Origin of the sequence: Sphingobium sp. (genome assembly GCF_036170395.1) — a bacterium.
In the GTDB taxonomy this organism is placed as follows: Bacteria; Pseudomonadota; Alphaproteobacteria; order Sphingomonadales; family Sphingomonadaceae; genus Sphingobium.
This window is the reverse complement of the sequence record NZ_JAVHPD010000070.1, coordinates 86,769-103,202: the sequence shown is the minus strand read 5'-3', so window position 1 is coordinate 103,202 and position 16,434 is coordinate 86,769. Positions and strand designations below refer to the sequence as shown.

The 16,434-nt window shown below is 65.7% G+C and carries 16 protein-coding genes; 2 read left to right on the top strand and 14 right to left on the bottom strand.

Annotated features, from left to right (window positions below):
* Window positions 1-104 precede the first annotated feature (104 nt).
* The 6 genes from V2B31_RS17595 to V2B31_RS17570 all read right to left on the bottom strand — a co-directional run bounded on the left by V2B31_RS17595 (window position 105) and on the right by V2B31_RS17570 (window position 5,003).
* Window positions 105-410, bottom strand: coding sequence for a bifunctional 3-phenylpropionate/cinnamic acid dioxygenase ferredoxin subunit (locus tag V2B31_RS17595; RefSeq protein ID WP_328280942.1), 306 nt, complete (start codon window positions 408-410; stop codon window positions 105-107).
* A gap of 106 nt (window positions 411-516) precedes the next feature.
* Window positions 517-1,353 (bottom strand): alpha/beta fold hydrolase, encoded by an 837-nt coding sequence (locus V2B31_RS17590; protein WP_328280940.1) that lies wholly within the window; start codon window positions 1,351-1,353, stop codon window positions 517-519.
* A complete protein-coding gene (locus V2B31_RS17585) occupies window positions 1,350-2,279 on the bottom strand; it encodes a VOC family protein (protein ID WP_328280939.1) in 930 nt (309 codons plus the stop codon). The genes V2B31_RS17590 and V2B31_RS17585 overlap by 4 nt, the downstream gene beginning before the upstream one ends.
* Window positions 2,276-3,175, bottom strand: a complete 900-nt coding sequence (locus tag V2B31_RS17580; protein WP_328280937.1) for an SDR family NAD(P)-dependent oxidoreductase — start codon at window positions 3,173-3,175, stop codon at window positions 2,276-2,278. The genes V2B31_RS17585 and V2B31_RS17580 overlap by 4 nt, the downstream gene beginning before the upstream one ends.
* Window positions 3,175-3,735, bottom strand: coding sequence for an aromatic-ring-hydroxylating dioxygenase subunit beta (locus tag V2B31_RS17575; RefSeq protein ID WP_328280935.1), 561 nt, complete (start codon window positions 3,733-3,735; stop codon window positions 3,175-3,177). The genes V2B31_RS17580 and V2B31_RS17575 overlap by 1 nt, the downstream gene beginning before the upstream one ends.
* The gene (locus tag V2B31_RS17570) at window positions 3,732-5,003 is read right to left on the bottom strand and encodes an aromatic ring-hydroxylating oxygenase subunit alpha (protein WP_328280933.1); all 1,272 of its coding nucleotides are present in this window, start codon (window positions 5,001-5,003) and stop codon (window positions 3,732-3,734) included. The genes V2B31_RS17575 and V2B31_RS17570 overlap by 4 nt, the downstream gene beginning before the upstream one ends.
* A gap of 152 nt (window positions 5,004-5,155) precedes the next feature.
* Here V2B31_RS17570 and V2B31_RS17565 point away from each other — a divergent pair, with 152 nt between their 5' ends.
* Together V2B31_RS17565 and V2B31_RS17560 are read left to right on the top strand one after the other, a co-directional pair.
* Window positions 5,156-6,025 carry an AraC family transcriptional regulator gene (locus tag V2B31_RS17565; protein WP_328280931.1) on the top strand — a complete coding sequence of 290 codons (870 nt, stop codon included), beginning with the start codon at window positions 5,156-5,158 and terminating at the stop codon, window positions 6,023-6,025.
* Window positions 6,022-6,708 (top strand): enoyl-CoA hydratase/isomerase family protein, encoded by a 687-nt coding sequence (locus V2B31_RS17560; RefSeq protein ID WP_328280929.1) that lies wholly within the window; start codon window positions 6,022-6,024, stop codon window positions 6,706-6,708. Before V2B31_RS17565 ends, V2B31_RS17560 begins: the two co-directional genes overlap by 4 nt.
* Here V2B31_RS17560 and V2B31_RS17555 read toward each other — a convergent pair.
* The 8 genes from V2B31_RS17555 to V2B31_RS17520 all read right to left on the bottom strand — a co-directional run bounded on the left by V2B31_RS17555 (window position 6,689) and on the right by V2B31_RS17520 (window position 16,035).
* The gene (locus V2B31_RS17555; protein WP_328280927.1) at window positions 6,689-7,528 is read right to left on the bottom strand and encodes a hypothetical protein; all 840 of its coding nucleotides are present in this window, start codon (window positions 7,526-7,528) and stop codon (window positions 6,689-6,691) included. The two genes, V2B31_RS17560 and V2B31_RS17555, sit on opposite strands and share 20 nt — an antisense overlap.
* Before the next feature lie 10 nt (window positions 7,529-7,538).
* Entirely contained in the window at window positions 7,539-8,264 is a 726-nt protein-coding gene (locus V2B31_RS17550) for a GntR family transcriptional regulator (RefSeq protein WP_328280925.1), read from the bottom strand.
* A 49-nt stretch (window positions 8,265-8,313) separates the two neighbouring features.
* On the bottom strand, window positions 8,314-9,018 hold the full coding sequence (locus tag V2B31_RS17545; RefSeq protein ID WP_328280923.1) for a glutathione S-transferase family protein: 705 nt from the start codon (window positions 9,016-9,018) through the stop codon (window positions 8,314-8,316).
* Window positions 9,018-11,408 (bottom strand): TonB-dependent receptor, encoded by a 2,391-nt coding sequence (locus tag V2B31_RS17540; RefSeq protein WP_328280921.1) that lies wholly within the window; start codon window positions 11,406-11,408, stop codon window positions 9,018-9,020. Before V2B31_RS17540 ends, V2B31_RS17545 begins: the two co-directional genes overlap by 1 nt.
* A 64-nt stretch (window positions 11,409-11,472) precedes the next feature.
* The gene (locus V2B31_RS17535) at window positions 11,473-12,657 is read right to left on the bottom strand and encodes an MFS transporter (RefSeq protein ID WP_328280919.1); all 1,185 of its coding nucleotides are present in this window, start codon (window positions 12,655-12,657) and stop codon (window positions 11,473-11,475) included.
* Entirely contained in the window at window positions 12,654-13,802 is a 1,149-nt protein-coding gene (locus tag V2B31_RS17530) for an acyl-CoA dehydrogenase family protein (protein ID WP_328280918.1), read from the bottom strand. Before V2B31_RS17530 ends, V2B31_RS17535 begins: the two co-directional genes overlap by 4 nt.
* Entirely contained in the window at window positions 13,799-14,527 is a 729-nt protein-coding gene (locus V2B31_RS17525) for an enoyl-CoA hydratase/isomerase family protein (RefSeq protein ID WP_328280917.1), read from the bottom strand. The genes V2B31_RS17530 and V2B31_RS17525 overlap by 4 nt, the downstream gene beginning before the upstream one ends.
* Complete coding sequence (locus V2B31_RS17520; protein WP_328280915.1) at window positions 14,524-16,035, bottom strand: class I adenylate-forming enzyme family protein; 1,512 nt, start codon at window positions 16,033-16,035, stop codon at window positions 14,524-14,526. Before V2B31_RS17520 ends, V2B31_RS17525 begins: the two co-directional genes overlap by 4 nt.
* Between the last annotated feature and the right edge of the window lie 399 nt (window positions 16,036-16,434).

The following is a 16,434-nucleotide window of genomic DNA, read 5'->3' as shown; positions in this document are numbered from 1 at the left end:
GCGCCGCCGCCGGGCCGGCATAGCGATCATGACCCAAGAGCCGCAGGGGCGCCTTCACCACGACATGACCGGAAAAACGCGCAGCCGCCATCATGCAGCATCCCTCAAAGCTCGATGAAGATGTCGGTGCCCTCGACGACGACCCGATAGACACGCAGCGGCTCATAAGCGGGGGGCGTCAGCGCCTGGCCGGTTTTCAGGCAGAATTTCGCATTATGCCACGGACACTCGATGGTGCAGTCGTCCCCTACCCAGCCATCTATGATCGATGCTTCCTCATGCGAGCACATTTCCTGGGTCGCAAAGTAGCGGCCATCGGCGTGGAACAGGGCAATCGGCGGATCGTGCGGCACGGCCTTGGCCTCGCCTTCGGCGATGTCGCCCACTTGCGCTGCAAGGATGCGCGTCATCGGCCTGCTCCGCCCGTCCGGGCATGGCGGCGATCGACGGGCATATGCGCCCGCCCGCCGCTCCCATGCGCGCGGCGCGGATCAGCCACCGCAAGGTCCGCGACGATCATTCGGCACGGCTCAGAAACTCGGCGGTCAGCCGGTTGAAGGCGTCGGTTCGTTCCCACTGCACCCAATGACCGGTCTCGGCGAACACATGGAGTTCGGCGCGCTTCATCTGCTTGAAGGCCATCAGGCCGGATTCATAGGGCACCACCCGATCGTCGCGGCCCCACAGGATCAACGTGGGATGCGCGATGCGGCCGACATCCTGCCAGATCGGCTCGAACGGCGCTTTCGGCCCCGGCTCGTTGAGCGGCGCGGCCAGTACATCAGGGCGGGTCGATGCGGCGAAACGCTCTTCGACGATCGCGTCGGTCACTTGCGACGGGTCATGGATGAGCGCCTCGATCCAGGCGCGCATCTTCTCCTTCGTAGGCCCTTCGCCGCGGTAATAGCCAGCCATATGCCGCCACCCCTCGGTCGGAAACGGGCTGAACACCGGCATCCCGATCGGCGGTCCCAGCAGCACCATCCGGCGCACCCGCTCCGGCGTATCGAGCGCCAGCTTGGCCGCCGTGCCGCCGCCCAGCGAATTGCCGATAAGGTCGACCTGCGCCAGGCCCAGTTCGTCCATCACCGCCCGCACATGGCCCGAGAAAAAGGCCAGGCGCGGCCCTTCCAGTTCAGGCTTGTCGCTTTCGCCATAGCCAGGCAGGTCGATCAGGATCACGCGGCCGACTGCGGCCAACGCATCGATATTGCGATGATAATTGGAATAGCCCGACGCGCCGGGACCGCCGCCATGCAGGCAGATGATCGGAAAACCATCGCCGCCGCCATCCTGAACATGAAGTTTGAGCCCGCTGGAGTGGATATAGCGGCTTTCAAGCGCGAGCGTCATGCGTCTTCCCTTTCGTGCATGATGGTGGGGACCGGTGCGGGCGTGCCCGGCGGCGGACGGAAGCGATGTCCCCACGCCGACGGGGCGGCATGGTTCTGGACATGCCAGCTCTCATCCTCGACTTCCAATCCGCCCCAGCCATATTCGACCGCGAAGCCCGACGGCGTTATGTAATAGACCGAGAGCATATTGTCGTTTGAATGGCGGCCAAAGCTCAGCATCGTATGGACGCCCGCATCTTCGGCGCGATAGATGGATCGGCCGACATCGTCGATATTGTCGACCTCGATCATGAAATGCTGGAGCCGCTTGGGCATGGGGACGCTGCACAAGGCCAGCGAGTGATGGCGGCTGTTGCACCGCATGAAGGTGAAATCCACGGTCATGCCGGGCGCCATTTCCGCATGAACATAGTCGGACACGCGAAAGCCCAGCACGTCCCGATACCAGGCCTCGGTACGAACCCGGTCCGGCGTTATCAGGATGACATGGCCCAGCCCTTGGCGCCCCGTGACGAAGCGCGCGCCGATCGGACTTAGAAACGGCGCTTCGGTGCGGCGCAGCAGGCCCCAATAGGCTTCGCATGGCGTGCCGTCGCAGTCCGCAAAGCGGATCAGCGCCTCGACCTGCCGGTCCTTCACGTCGGCGGGGCTGCCGTCCTCGTAGGAAACGCCAGCCGCTGCCAGCCGCGCCCGCAGCCGGTCGAGCGCCGCAGCGTCGGCGACCTCCCAGCCCAGCCAGAGAATGTCGTCCGCCGCGTCGGCCACCAACCGGATGCGCGCCGCGTGATCGTCCATGCGCAGATCGATCGATCCATCGGGGCGATCGACCGGCTGAAGCCCCAGAAAGTCGGTTGCATAGCCGCGCCATCCAGGGAGATCGGACACGCCGAACCCCAGATAGCCAAGTGCCTTGATATCGCTCATGCTCGCTCCTCCGGCGCCGCTGCGCCGCTCATGATTGCCTGTAACTGCGCCATCGCCGCCGGGGTGGGATCGCCGGCGGGGTCAAGATCATAGCCGCCGGCCGGCTTCAGCACGCCGCGCACGCCATAGCCGCCATGCGCCTCGATCACGGCCCCCGTGATCGCGCGGCCATCCTGCGGATCGGCCAGCATGACATAAGCGCCGGTGAAATCGGCCGCCTCCGGCTGCCGCGCGAGCGGCATGACCAAAGGGGCCGCCACGGCCAGCGGCATCAGCGCGATCGACTGTTCGGCTTGCCCCAAGGCGGTCGGACCGCGCAAATCGGTCGTCACGCCACCGATCGCGACGCCATTCACTCGCACCCGGGGCGCAAGTTCGAAGGCGAGCTGGCGCATGAGGCCCAGCGCCGCATGCTTGGACGCGGTGTAGAGCGGCCCGCCCCCATTGGTGTAGAGCGCCGCGTTGGACAAAGTGAAGATCAGCGATCCGCCCTGGTCAGCAAGCGCCCGCGCCGCGGCCTGCGCGCCGAGCAGATAGCCCTTCACGTTAACCGCGAACAGCTCGTCGAACGCGGCTTCGGTGGCGTCCAGCGGAAGATCGATCAGTCGCGCGTTCCAGTCCCACAGACCGGCATTGGCGACGAATATGTCGAGCCCCCCGCCATGCGCCACCGCTGCCGCGACTGCCGCCCGGTTGTCCGCCTGCGACCGCACGTCGCCGGCCACCATGCGTACCGCGTCCCCGTGCTGCGCCACCACGTCGAGCGCCCGCTCGGCGTTGCGGTCCAACAACACGACGCGCGCGCCTTCGGCCACGAAGCGATCGACGATCGCCCGGCCCATGCCCGACGCGCCACCGGTCACGACTGCGCTCAGCCCCTCAAGACGACCGCCCATCAGAAGAAGATGCCGAGATTGTTGGCGAGGATCATCGTATGGTCGAACAGGATGACCCTCTCAGCGATGCGGAACGGGTAAGGGCCGTCGCTGCCCACCAGCCGATCATGCCGCGCGCCGGAGAATATCTCTTCGCAATCGTCCACCCGCCCGCGATAGACGAGGAAGTTGGAGTCCGCCTCGATCGCTCCGTCGGCCAGCCTGCGAACCTGGACGTTGGTGACGAGGTGCCGCGTGCGCGAAGGCGCATCCTCCGACCACGCCCGGTCGGTCAGCAGCCGCCGGACCCGCAGCGCCAGGAACTGCTTGCTGTCATCGAAATGCGCCGCCTGATCGGGCCGCGACCATTCGCCGGCCCGCTCGCGCGGGGTGCGGCTATAGCGGGTCGGCGCCCAGTAGCGGATGCCGTCGTCCAGCATGTCGAGCCATTCGGCAAATGCCCGGCGATCGAGCAGCGCGGCCTCCTGGAACAGGAATTGCTGGACGCTGTGCCAAAGCGGCAGATCGGCCGGCTCGCCGGCGTCGCTGACGCGATAGGGGAGCACCATTTCGTAGCTCATTGCCCATCCTCCAGCATCAGCTTTTGCCAATGCGCGTAAAAGCCCCGTGCGGCCGCCTCGCTCATCGCGAAGTCGGTGGTGCCGGGAAAAATCCCATCGGGGTCGCGGCTCTCGCCTCGGCCGATCTGGTTGTTGAAGACGGCGCTGCGGCCCATCGGCCCCCGAAGGGCGCGCTGGACCTCGGCCCAGTTTTCGGCGTCATCCTGTTCAAACACGCCCGATGAGGCAAAGGTGAACTGAGTCTGGAGCCGCGCCCTTTCCTTGATCTCGGGCGGCGCTTCCTTGTCCACCAGGGTCCAGGCCCACACCTCCATCTCGCCCGGTCCACGCGGCTGCCAGAGGCGAAGCGTCTGGTTGAGCGGCAGGATGCCGAGATTGGGGAAGATGTTGGCATGGACCGGCTGCGCGTCATGCCCGCGCAACGCGCCCAGCGTCTCGGCCATCAGCGGCCGACGCGACTGGTTATAGGCAAGCACGTCCATGCCCATCGCAATTGCCGTCTGCATGTCGGAGAGCTGGACGTCGGTGGTCACGACGCCACCATGTCCCTGATCGCGGAACTGCCGGCCGTTGACGACGGGCGGCTCACCCATCGGCATGTCGGGCGGCATGAACGCCATCGACGTGCCGACATGGGTATAGTCGAAATGATAGATATCGCTGGTAAATTGTTCGGCACCCAGTTTCCAGTTCGCCTTGACCACCCATTTCTGAACGCCGCCGATCACTTCGGTGCCGCCGGGGCGATCGAACATCATGTCGAAATACCATTTCGCCTCGCCCAGAAAATCGTCGAACGCCGGCGCGTCGGGATTCCAGGTGGCGAAGATCAGGCCGTGATAATTATGGATTTTGGCGACCTTGACCGCCCCCCAGCGGGTCTTGTCGATCTTGCCGCCATCGACCACGCTCTCTTTCGAGATCGAGATGAGGTTGCCGGCAAGGTCGTAGGTCCAGCCATGATAGGAGCAGGCGAACACCTTGGCCTGGCCCATGTCCGCGCGGCAGAGGCGAGCGCCGCGATGGCGGCATTGGTTGAGGAAGACGGCGATCGACCCGTCCCGCTGCCGCGCGACGATGACGGGATCCTCGCCCATTCGGCTGGTGAAGAAATCACCGGCCTTTGGGACCAGGCTTTCATGCGCGACGCACAGCCATGTCTTGCCGAACACGCGCTCTTGCTCCAGCGCGTAAACAGCAGGATCCCAGTAGATCGCTGCATCGATTGTCCCTGCCCCGGCATCGATCCAGCCTGCAGCGGGCCTCATGTCGGCAATTCCATCGGCCATTTCGGTCCTCTCTTCGTCGGGGCGTCTATCATCACCCCTTTCCCAAAGTGTAGGATACTTGTAGGGAGAGGCAATCACCGCAGATGAGCAACGGCAGTAACGGATAGATATATGGCAGACAGGGATAGGATTTGACGACGCTCGATCCGCGGCACCTGCGCCTTGGGGGGACGCTATATGGGCCGCTTCGCATGACCGGGCGCTGGGCAGCCGCAACCGCTGCGGTCGATGCGGCGCTCATCTATGCACCGCACGGCGGCAGTCTCTACTTTCGGATGGCTGGCCAGCGCGAATCGGTTGAGGTCGCCTCTGACCAGATTGCATTGCTCCCGGTCGGTATGGAGCATGAGGTTGCAAGCGATCCGGGCTGCAAGGCCGATGTCGCCGTCGAAGATCTGCTGCGCACCCGCCCGGTTCGCCAGAACACGCTTCTCACCCACCATGGCGCGGGCGAATCGCCGATTATCGACATGTGGTCGACCCAGTCCTTCTGGACCGGCGGAACCGTCGATTATCTGCGGGCGGTAGCGCCGCCGCTGATCGTCGTGACGCCGGACCCGGTGCTTCAGCGGCTGTGCGAAGCGATCGACCTTGCCGGGCGCGATCCGGGTTCCGCGATGCCGGTCATCGTCAATCATCTCGTCAACGCTCTGGTTGCGGCGATCCTCGCCGGTCCGCTACACAAAGCCGATCTGGTTCGCCCCTGGCTCGACAAGGGGCCGGGCCAGCGCATCGCCGACGCCGCGCGCCAGGCGGAGATGGCGCCCCGCACCTTTGTCCGCCGCTTTGCCGATGTGGCGGGCGCGCCGCCGGCGCGATTCCTCCGCCATCAGCGGCTGGCGCGCGCCGCCGCGATGGTGGAAGAAGGCGGACACAGCATCGCCGACATCGCCCGCGCCTGCGGCTATCGCTCGGCGACATCCTTCACCAAGGCGTTCGGCAAATATTATGGCAGTCCGCCAAGCGGCTGGCGGCGCGCGCAGAAAGGCGCTTCATCATGAGCGGTGCATTGACCGACAGGATCGGCTGCACGCTGACCGACGACGCCTGTTGGCTGCGGATCGAAGCGCCCGCCGCAGCCAGCAGCCTGCGCGTCCTGGACATGCAGGCGATCACCGACTGCTTGCGCGCTACGGCGGGACCGGTCGTGCTCGCCGGCAGCGCGACATTGTTCAGCGGCGGCGCTGATCGGGCCGATATGCTTGGGCGCCCCCGCGAGAGCGCTATCGCGCTGTTCGACCTGCTCGATGCGGTGCTGGCGCACGACGCGCCGGTGATCGGGGTTGCGCGCGGCCTGGCCGTCGGGGCGGGCGCATTGCTGCTGGCGGCAACCCACCGCATCCATGCGACGCCCGATGCGGTCTGGCGGCTGCCGGAGGTGAAACTTGGAGTCCCGCCTTTTTCGGCCGTGGCGCTGATGGAGGGGCGAGTAGCGCCAGCAGTGCTGACCGCCGCCGTCTATGATGGCATGGCGGTAAATGCCCAGGCATGGGCCGATGGCCGTTTCGACGATCCGGTTGCCGCGACCGAACAATGGCTGAGTTTGGAGCGCCGGCCGGGCGAATGGCGCGCTGCGGCCGACACGCACCATTTTCAGGCGCGCCCCCGCCGTTTGCGCCTCGCCCGCGCTCGGCGCGCCTCGCTCGATTATCTCGACGCCATGCTCAGTCCGGCAAGCGGATGACCAGCACCGTCAGGCCGTCTGCGCCCGCGACCAGCTCGCCGGCTTCCTCCGCTCCGATCTCCGCGGCGAAACGATAGCCAAAGTCCGCCCCGCCCAGCGTGCCCTCGCCCTGCGTCACAAACAGTAGGCCGGAGCCTTCGGTTCGGCCATCATAGACGTGCGTTCCGCCAGGTTCCAGCGTGCGCAGCGCTATGCGCAGCCCGCGTTCGTTGAACAGGCCCAGCAGGCGCTCGCTCGCGCCCGCTGCTCCGGCGATCGGGCGCGGGTGGATGGCTTGCGGATGCACGATAACGGGGCGCTCGTAGCGCGCCGGGGGATAAGCGATCGGTTCCTGGACGATATGCTGCCAGATCGCCTCGACCGAATCGATCGTCACCTCGGCCCCTGTCAGCGGGTGCGGGCCGATATAACGGCCGTCGCGAAAATCGCCGCCCGCCGCTTTCAGCTCCACGACCCCGCGGCGCATCTCCGCCTGGCTCAGAAAGCGGGACGCGCTGGCGCCCTCGCACTGAAGCAGCAGCATCAGCGACCGGCCGCGCGCTGACTGGGTGTAGGGCGTGCCTTCGCAAAAATAGCCGATCGTTCCTTCGGCCTGATCCTGTTCGCCGAAATTGAACGTCCCCTCCAGCATCACGCGGACCTGATCGAAATTATGGCCGTGAATGGGCGCGTCATAAGCGCTTTCGATACGGATGAGCGACAGCCAGTAATTGCCCGGGCCGCCCTCCTGTCCGGTCAGCACATCGCGCAGATATATGCCCGGATCGCGATGCCCCGGCCCTGTGTGCCATTGGATTTCCTCGCTATCGACGATCCGCATATCTGCTCCCTCAAATGGGTTCGTAAAATTTCGGCGGCATCTGCGCCGATGTGGCGGCGATCCGGCTGACATGCGCCCGCATCGCCTCGCGCGCGCCTATCACGTCGCCGGCCAGGATCGCGGCGGTGATCTGGCGGTGCTCGGCCTGCGCCTGGTGCATCCAGTCGGCCGGATAGCTGTCGCGAAACTGGTGCTGGATGAAATGCACCTGAAGGTGCAACCGCCCGTTGAGGTCGTCGAGCACATCATTGTCGGCCAGCGCAAAGATGAGCTGATGATAATCCTCATTAAGAGCGGTGAAGGCAGCCGCATCCTCGCTCGCCGCGGCCTGTTCGAGCCGACCGGTCAGGATGCCCAATTCTTCTCGGCGCGGCGATCCGGCGGCGCGGCGGGCCGCGAGTTCGGCGGCCATGGTCTCCACCGCTTCGCGCGCCTCGCCCAGCGCGACGACCTCCCGATGGGTCAGGCGGCGGACCCGGGCGCCGCGGTTGAACGCCAGTTCGATCACACCATCGGCAGCGAGCCGGCGAAGCGCCTCGCGAACGGGGCCACGGCTGACCTTGAGCCCTTGGGTCAGTTCCTCCTGCATCAGCCGCTGGCCCGGCACCAGCCGCCCCTCCCGGATCGCGCGGCGCACGCGGTCGACGATATAGTCGACGGCCGAATGATCGCGCCGTCCGGTTGCGCCTTTGCTGAAGCCGCCCTGCGCGGCCTGTGTGTCGTGCGTGTCTTCCATGACGACAGGGAATGCAGCGCGACGCGCGGCTTGCGCAAGCCCCCTTATGTCAGGCGGGAGCATCAGACCACCGTCCAGCCTGTCGCAATGCGGCGATCGCTTCTTCCAGCCGCGCTTCCAGCACAGCCATGCCCTTCGCCATCGACGGTCGTGTGCGGCACCGCTCCTGCCATTGGGCGATCGCAGGGAAGCGCACCGGATCCAGCCCGAAGTCGATGCCCTGTGCACGGTAGATGTCGATGAAGTGAAACCAAGGATAAAGCGCGAAGTCGGCGATCGTCAGCGTATCGGCGACAAAGTCCTGCCCTTGCAACTGGTTGTTCAGCACGGTGAACAGCCGGACCGCTTCGTCGCCATAGCGGGCAAGCGCATGGTCGTTGCCCGCAAGGGCCACCATGCGGAAGTGCCTAAGCTGACCCAGCATCGGCCCGATTCCGCTCATCTGGAACATGAGCCACTGATAAGCGACTGCGCGCTTCACCGGGTCGGCGGGAAGCATGGCCCCATGTTTCTCCGCCAGGTATAGGAGGATCGCGCCCGATTCCGCCAGCCGCAGGCCACCTGCCTCGCGGTCCTCCAGCACTGGCACCTTGGCATTGGGATTGATCGCGGCGAAAGGCGGCTGGTGCTGCTCCCCGCCCGCCACGTCGATCATCACCAAGTCATAGGACGCGCCAATCTCTTCCAGTAATGCGGTCACCTTGCCCACATTGGGGGTGACTGCGCCGTAGAGCCGATAGGGCGGGGTCGCCATCAGAAGGTGAACCTCAGGCTGGCGCCGGCCTCGCGGCCGCGCGCATAATAGCCGACATTGGTGCCGCCACCGGAGCGGAACGCATTGAGCAGATAGGTCTCGTCGGTCAGGTTCTTGCCCCAGATCGCAAAGGTCCAGCGCTTATCCGGGCTGCTGATCTGAGTGCGCGCGCTGAGCAGCGTATAGGCGGGCTGCGCGACCGCCGCATAATTGGACGGTTCATTCTCCTGCCGCGACCGGTGGCTGACTTCGCCGCGCAGCATCCATTCATAATCGCCGAACACGGCAGTGCGATACTCGGCGGCCAGACTGCCCTGGAATTCGGGCGCCTTGGGCAGTCGACCGCCATCGACGATGTTGGGCGGCGTATCGCGCGTATAGCGGGCATTCAGCAACCCGATCCCCGCCGTGATGCGTAGCCCACGCGCGACGATCGCCTGCGCCTCTATTTCCGCGCCATAGATGCGGGCAGCGCCGGCGTTCAGCACCGGGCTCGCCGTGCCGGTCGGAATTTGCACCGCCACCGTGGTCTGAATATCGGTATAGTCGGAATAGAAGCCCGCCATATTGAGCCGCAGCCGGCGGTCGAACAGGTCGGTCTTGGCCCCGACCTCATAGGACCAGATCGTCTCCGGCCCGAAGGCGGAGAAATCGGCATTGGTGGTAGCGCGGCCGTTGAAGCCGCCCGACTTGAACCCCTTGGCGGCCGAAGCATAGAGGAACAGCGACGGGCTGGCTTGCCAGTCGATGCCGAATTTGGGTGTCCATGCGTCATATTTGCCGACGCGACGGGTAGGGTCGATGGCATAGAGCAGACCGTTGGCGCCATAAACCGCGCCGCTGCCGCCGTTGCGCAGCGCCGAATAATCGAAGGTCTTGCGATCATTGGTATAGCGCAGCCCGCCGGTCACCCGCAGGCCGGTCGCAATCTCGAAATTGACCTGTCCATAGGCGGCATAGCTGCGCGACCGGATCGAGGAGTCGGTCAGGAACATATTGTCGAAGAACTGATTGCTGGGATTGCCGGCCCCGCCCGCGCATAATTGCGGGCTTGTCGCGCAATTCGCCCCGCTCACAACGGGAAAGGACGGCCCCGGCAGCGCCTCGAAAATCTGGAACAGGCCGGGGAAGATGCGGATATCGCCCACTTCGCTGGCGCTTTCGCGAAAATAATAGAGGCCGGCAACATAGGACAGCCTGTCATCCCACAGGCTGCCTGTGGCCTGCAATTCCTGGCTGAACTGGTCCTGGCGCGTGTCGTAGAGCGTATTGACCAGTCGGGAGTCAGTCCCGTCCAGGTCAGCGCTGAACAAGGCGCTCATTTCGCGGTAGGCGGTGATCGACTTCAGCGTCAGCGCGTCGCTCACCTCGAAGGCGATCGTGCCCGCCGCGCCCCAGAGGTCGGCGTCGTTGATCTGCTTGTCGTTGATCGTCGAGAAATCCCGTTCGCCGCGGCGGACATCGGCTGCGGTGATCGACATCGACGAGGATGGGCAGCCCGAGGTGCACAGACTGCCTGCGTTGAACAGGTTGTAAAGGGCAGCGAGCGTGGGCGAGCCGTTGTTGACGAGCACGAGGTCGATCAGACTTGTAGGGACGCCCGCCTGCCGCGCACGCGATCCGTCGATCGCAAGATCGATCGTCAGCCGATCCGACGGCACCAGGCGCAGCTGCGCGCGACCCACCAGACGGTCGATATAGCCCAGTTCCTGTCCTGTCGTGCGGTTGACCGAATAGCCATCCTGCCGCCGATATTGGCCCGATGCGCGAAAGAATATGCCCTCACCGAGCGGCACGTTGACCGTGCCGTCGAGATCGACGCCTTCATCGGTGCGAAGACCCGCCGACAGCGATCCCTCGAACCGGTCGACCGGTGGGTTTGACACTACCTGCACGACACCGCCGATCGTGTTGCGGCCAAACAGCGTCCCCTGCGGCCCGCGCAGCACTTCGACGCGCTGAACATCCTGCAGGTCGAGCACGCCGCCGACCGTCCGGCCCAGATACACGCCGTCGATATAGGTGCCAACGCCCGGTTCAAACGTAATGAGGAATTCGTCCTGCCCGACGCCACGCAGGAAAGCCGACGAGTTGAAGCCGCCGCCTGATGAGCGCGCAGCGCCCTCCAGCGTCAGATTTGGCGTGATGCGCGCCAAGTCCTTGAGGTCGTCAACCGCCCGGCTTTCAAGCTCGGCGCCCGATACGACCGAGACGGCGATCGGCGTTGTCTGAAGGCTCTCGTCAACCCGGCGCGCGGTGACGATGATGTCCGCAATCCCTTGCGTGCCAGAGGGCGGCGGAACCGCTTCGGACGAGGCTTGCGCCAGGGCATGCCCCCCGGACAAGGCCCAGATCGAACCGATCACGCACCCAAGTTTGACCTTACGCATAACAGCCTCCCCATATTTATGCGTGTATAATAGTGTACTACACATTTATATGCAACTCTGTTTTTCATGGCTTGGCGCGGGGCTCCAGCAGCAGGAACAGGACAGCGGACGATGCAAGAAGGCCGGCACTGACCCCTAAAGCGGTGGCGTAGCTACCTGTCAGGTCGTAGCTCAGCCCGAACAGCAAGCCGCCAAGCGGGAGCGCGGCTGCGTAGCAGAGGAACAGCTTGCCATAGGTGCGTGCATAGCGGCTCAGCCCGAAATAGCGGGCGCAGAGGAAGGAGAGGAGATCAAGCTCCGCCCCTTGCGAGAGGCCGATGCACAGCACGCCAACCACCGCGACGGCGGCATGTCCGCCGGGAACGGCGAGGACCAGAGCGCCGGCCGCCGCGACGATCATCACTGTGGCGGCGACCACCGTTGGCCGCAGTCGATCGAGCAGAACGCCTGTCACCAGCCGGCCTCCGAGCACGGCCAATGCCAGGATGCCGATCATCGCCGCCGCCGCCCCCGCGCCAAATCCGCGCGCAACGAACAGCGGCTGGAGTTGCGAGGCAAGCCCGATGGCCGGTATCCCGGCCAGAAACAGCGAACATCCCAGCAGCATGAAGGTGCGGCGGGAGCCGAGGGGCTGGTCCGACTCATCGGCGCGCGACACGGACGTCACCGGCCCAAGGCGCAGCCCCAGAGCCAGCGCCGCACCCCCGCCGAGCAGGGCAGCGCCGGCAAGCACGGCAAAGCCGGCGCGAAAGCCGGCCGTCTCAATCGTTGCGGACAATAGGGGAGACAGGATCGCTGCCGCAATCGACCCGCCCGCCAGCATCAACGCGAGCGCCGTGCCGCGCGCTGCTTCAAACCATGACACCAGCACCCGCGCATAGCCGATCGGCCCAGTCGCCGATCCGAGCAGCGCGGCAAGTCCGTAGCCGGCATAGAAGCGCCCGATATCGCCGTCCATCCCAGTCAGCAGCAGATAGCTGGCCGACAGGCCGACGGTCGACAGACCAATGATCCGCGCCGGCCCGAATCGGTCTATCGCCGCACCGATTGCGGGCAGCGCCAAAGCGGTAATCGGCACCGCCACCAGCACGCCGCCGATCGCCCCGCGCGACCAGCCGAACGCCGATTGCAGCGGCTCGACAAACAGGCTGAACATATAGCCGAACAGCGTGAAGCCCAGCCCGGCGCCCACGGTGCATGCCAGTAACGCGCGCCAGCCTCTGCGAAACTCGGCGCGCGCGGCGCTCATCCTTTCAGCGCGGCGCGCGCGATAATCATGCGCTGCACCTCGGACGCGCCCTCCCCCACCCGATAATGCCGCGTCTCCCGGTACAGCCGCTCGACCCCGCCGCTGCGGATCAGTCCTGCGCCGCCATGGACCTGCATCGCCCGGTCGGTTACCCGCCCGACCATCTCGGAGGCGGCGAGCTTGCACATCGATGCCAGTTGAGTCACCGGCTGCCCTTCGGCCATCCGCGTCAGCGCCTTCTCGAACAGCGCCCGGCAGCTTTCGATCTCAACGACCGAGTCGGCGATCATCCACTGCACCGCCTGGCGCGCGGCCAATGGTTCGCCAAAGGTCGATCGCGTGCGGGCATAATCCGTCATCAGCTCCAGCGCCTTCGACGCAGCGCCGATGCAGCTGATCGCCACGCCCAGCCGGCCTTCGTCCAAACTGTCCATGGCGACCGCGAAGCCCCCGCCAAGCCCGCCGATCAATGCCTCCTCGCTGACCAGGCAGTCGTCGAAACCCAGTTCCACAATCTGCTCGTTGCCGATGGTGACTTCGATTCGGCCGATCGAAAAGCCGGGCGCGGTCGTGGGCACCAGAAAAGCGCTGATGCCGCCCCGCGCCCGTTTTTCGGGATCGGTAAGGGCAATTACGAGCACCCAGTCGGCGACGTCGCCCAGGGTGATATAATGTTTGCGGCCGTTGATGCGCCAGCCGCCGCCCGCCACCGGTTCGGCGCGGGTACGGATCGCCGCCGCGTCGGAGCCGGCATCGGGCTCGGTCAGCGCGAAGGCCATGCGGCATTCGCCGCGCGCCACCGCCGGCAACAGCGTTTGCCGCTGCGCCTTATTGCCTGCCTTGAGGATCGCGGCCTGCACGGGGCCGCTCGACATCGTTACCCAAAGCGCGAAGGCGGAGGAGATGCGGCTGAATTCCTCCAGAACCACGCAATATTCGGCAAAGCTCAACCCCGCGCCGCCATAGGCAGGTGGCAAGGTAATCCCCAGATAGCCGGCGTCGGCCAGGAGGCGATAAGCCGGCTCGGGCAGGCCGGTCGGCTGGTCGATCGCGTCGATGAAGCCGGTCAGGCTGTTCTCGGCAAACGCGCGCACGTCGCTGCGCAGGCTCTCCAGCGCATCCCAATCAATCGCAAATTTGGTCATGCGCCATGCTCCGTCTTGCGCTGCATCATGGTGATCGAAAGCGCCGCCATCGCGCGCAATGCCGATGCGGACGCGTCGGCCGCACCGCCCGCTTCCCCCAACGCCTGCTTCAGCAGCACCGCGTGGGCGGTCGACTGGCGGGCGATCGGGGCTGCGAGCGCATGGGCGGCATCGATCAGGGCATCGGGCGCATGGACCGAGACGGCCAGCCCCAGCGCCCTTGCTTCCGCGCCACCGACGCTGCGGCCCGAGACGATCAAATCGGCCGCGCGCATTGCGCCGATCCGCGCCGAAAGCCGCGCCACGGCCCCGGTCACCGGCAGCGCGCCCATGCCGAACTCGGGCAGCGCGAAGCGCAGGTCGTCGCCCACGACCACCAGATCGCACATCAGCATCAATTCAGCGCCGGCGCCGATCGCCGCGCCCCGAACCGCGCCAATCAGCGGCTTGCGCGCGCGCGCCGGAGCGCATCGCGCCTCGACGCCCTCCCCCGCCAGGGTAGCAAGGTCAGTCGCCCATCCGGCGCCAAGGTCGAGGCCGGCACAGAAATGCGCGCCCGCGCCGGTCAGCACGATCACGCGCACCGCAGCATCGGCATCGCATTGTCCGACCCGGTCGGCGAGGGCCGCAACCATCGCCGGGTCCATCGCATTGCGCGCGCCCGGCCGGTCCAGGGTGATGGTGGCGATACCGTCCGCGACGTGCAGAGTAACTGTGTCGCTCATGCCGACTCTTCCATCCGAGCCAGCGCCATGGCGTGCACCGCCCTGCGGTCGATCTTGCCGGTCGGCGCGATCGGCAGGGCTTCCTCGACCCAGACCTGACGCGGATGCGCATAAGCAGGACCGTTGGCGATGGCCCATTGCTTCACGGCGGCTTCGTCCAGCGACGGCTCCGCCTCGATCATCGCCACCGGCACCTGCCCCTTCAGCCGATGCGGCACCGCGACCACGCAGGCGCTGCGGATGCCGGGATGCTTGAGCAGCACGCGCTCCACCTCGAGCGGGTAGATATTCTCCCCACCGCACACGAACATGTCATCCACCCTGCCGCGGAAGAAGAAGAAGCCTTCGGCGTCGCGTTCGAGAATATCGCCGGTGCGATACCAACCGTCGCTGAAGCGCGCGGCGGTCTCTTCCGGCCGGCCGACATAACCGAGCGCGACGGCCGGCGAACGGACCCACAATTCGCCTTCGTGCGCCGCCTCTTCCCCGTCGGGGCCGACCAGCCGCACGGTGACGCCAGGCAGCGGACGACCGCAGGAATCAAGCGTATATCTGCGCGCCGGGTCATGCCCCAGCGAAGCCCCTGCTTCGGTCGTGCCATACATATGGAATACACGCGCGCCGAACGCCTCTTCCATCGCGTCCAGCAGCACCCGACCGGTCGGCGCCGCGCCGATCATGATGGCGTCGAGCTTCGACCAGTCGCCGGCTTCGATCAGATCCTTCTGGTCGAGCAGCATCATCGCCATCGTGGCGACCGCGGTGAAGGTCGTGACGCCGTGCCGCTGGACCGCCGCCAGAAAGCGGCGGGGATGAAAGCGCGGAGCGATGACGATCGTTCCGCCCATGGTCAGCATCGTCTTGATCGTGCCCGTGCCATTTTTGTGGAATAAGGGCGTGGCCGCAAGCGTGACGGGCGTGCGCTGGTAGATCGCGCCATAGAAGGGGCGTTGATCCTCGAAATGCTGGACGCAGCCTTGATGCGTCATATCGACGGCCTTGGGCCGACCGGTCGATCCCGACGTCAGCAGGATCAGCGCGATATCGCTCGCCGCCTCTCTCGAACGATCGGCCACCGGATCCCGCAGGAACGCGCCCCAGGTCGTCACGCCATCGACCTGCGTTTCGCGCGCCAGGCTGATGAGCGGCAGACCCGCGCCATTGGCTGCGCGCAGAGCAGCCATCGACAGATCATCGCCGATCAGCGCTTTTGGCGACAGCTCTTCGATGATCCGGGCATAGTCCTCCGCACCGAGGCGCGGATTGGCCAGCGCCGGCACCAGACCGGCGCGCATCAGGCCGAACAAGGTGCTGACAAATTCGGCGCGATTGCTGAGCGCAACCAGCACCCGCCCGCCTATGGGCAGGCCCAGCGCGATCGCCCCTGCCGCAACGCGATCCACCTCAAGGTCGAGTTGGCCATAGCTCAGCGCCAAGCGGGTTTCGACCTCGTCCGTGTCAGCGAGTTCCACCACCGCCAACTGGCCGCCTCTTTCTTCCGCTCGCAAGCGTATCAGATCGTGAAGCCGCATCATTCCTCCATGTTTGTACTCCCATAGTGTAATACACATTTTGAGATCAACAGCTTTTTGGAGTGCAGCCAATAAGCATCATTCTGCTGGCATGCGCACGGCGTCGCACCCTTGGCGAGCGGGCGGCACTAAAGATGTCTGCGGGGTGCTCCAAAGGATCGGCGCCGGTTCCATGCCGGCGACGCGCCAAACGCAATTATGCGTGCTGCGCCCCCGTGGGATCAGCCGCCGCTGCGAAACCAATACATTGCTGCGATGTCACGCATCACCGGCTTGAGCGCCCGCTGGCTCAACCTCGAAGCCATCGTGAACAGGCGCTACCGGCGGAGGGGACGGCAAGTGCAACGGCGCGCGCGCCGGCTGATTGCCCCTTCC

Excerpts from the sequence above, each read along its gene's own strand:
- V2B31_RS17595 (WP_328280942.1), bottom strand. The coding sequence starts at position 410 with ATGACGCGCATCCTTGCAGCGCAAGTGGGCGACATCGCCGAAGGCGAG.
- V2B31_RS17590 (WP_328280940.1), bottom strand. The coding sequence starts at position 1,353 with ATGACGCTCGCGCTTGAAAGCCGCTATATCCACTCCAGCGGGCTCAAA.
- V2B31_RS17585 (WP_328280939.1), bottom strand. The coding sequence starts at position 2,279 with ATGAGCGATATCAAGGCACTTGGCTATCTGGGGTTCGGCGTGTCCGAT.
- V2B31_RS17580 (WP_328280937.1), bottom strand. The coding sequence starts at position 3,175 with ATGGGCGGTCGTCTTGAGGGGCTGAGCGCAGTCGTGACCGGTGGCGCG.
- V2B31_RS17575 (WP_328280935.1), bottom strand. The coding sequence starts at position 3,735 with ATGAGCTACGAAATGGTGCTCCCCTATCGCGTCAGCGACGCCGGCGAG.
- V2B31_RS17570 (WP_328280933.1), bottom strand. The coding sequence starts at position 5,003 with ATGAGGCCCGCTGCAGGCTGGATCGATGCCGGGGCAGGGACAATCGAT.
- V2B31_RS17560 (WP_328280929.1), top strand. The coding sequence starts at position 6,022 with ATGAGCGGTGCATTGACCGACAGGATCGGCTGCACGCTGACCGACGAC.
- V2B31_RS17555 (WP_328280927.1), bottom strand. The coding sequence starts at position 7,528 with ATGCGGATCGTCGATAGCGAGGAAATCCAATGGCACACAGGGCCGGGG.
- V2B31_RS17550 (WP_328280925.1), bottom strand. The coding sequence starts at position 8,264 with ATGGAAGACACGCACGACACACAGGCCGCGCAGGGCGGCTTCAGCAAA.
- V2B31_RS17545 (WP_328280923.1), bottom strand. The coding sequence starts at position 9,018 with ATGGCGACCCCGCCCTATCGGCTCTACGGCGCAGTCACCCCCAATGTG.
- V2B31_RS17540 (WP_328280921.1), bottom strand. The coding sequence starts at position 11,408 with ATGCGTAAGGTCAAACTTGGGTGCGTGATCGGTTCGATCTGGGCCTTG.
- V2B31_RS17535 (WP_328280919.1), bottom strand. The coding sequence starts at position 12,657 with ATGAGCGCCGCGCGCGCCGAGTTTCGCAGAGGCTGGCGCGCGTTACTG.
- V2B31_RS17530 (WP_328280918.1), bottom strand. The coding sequence starts at position 13,802 with ATGACCAAATTTGCGATTGATTGGGATGCGCTGGAGAGCCTGCGCAGC.
- V2B31_RS17525 (WP_328280917.1), bottom strand. The coding sequence starts at position 14,527 with ATGAGCGACACAGTTACTCTGCACGTCGCGGACGGTATCGCCACCATC.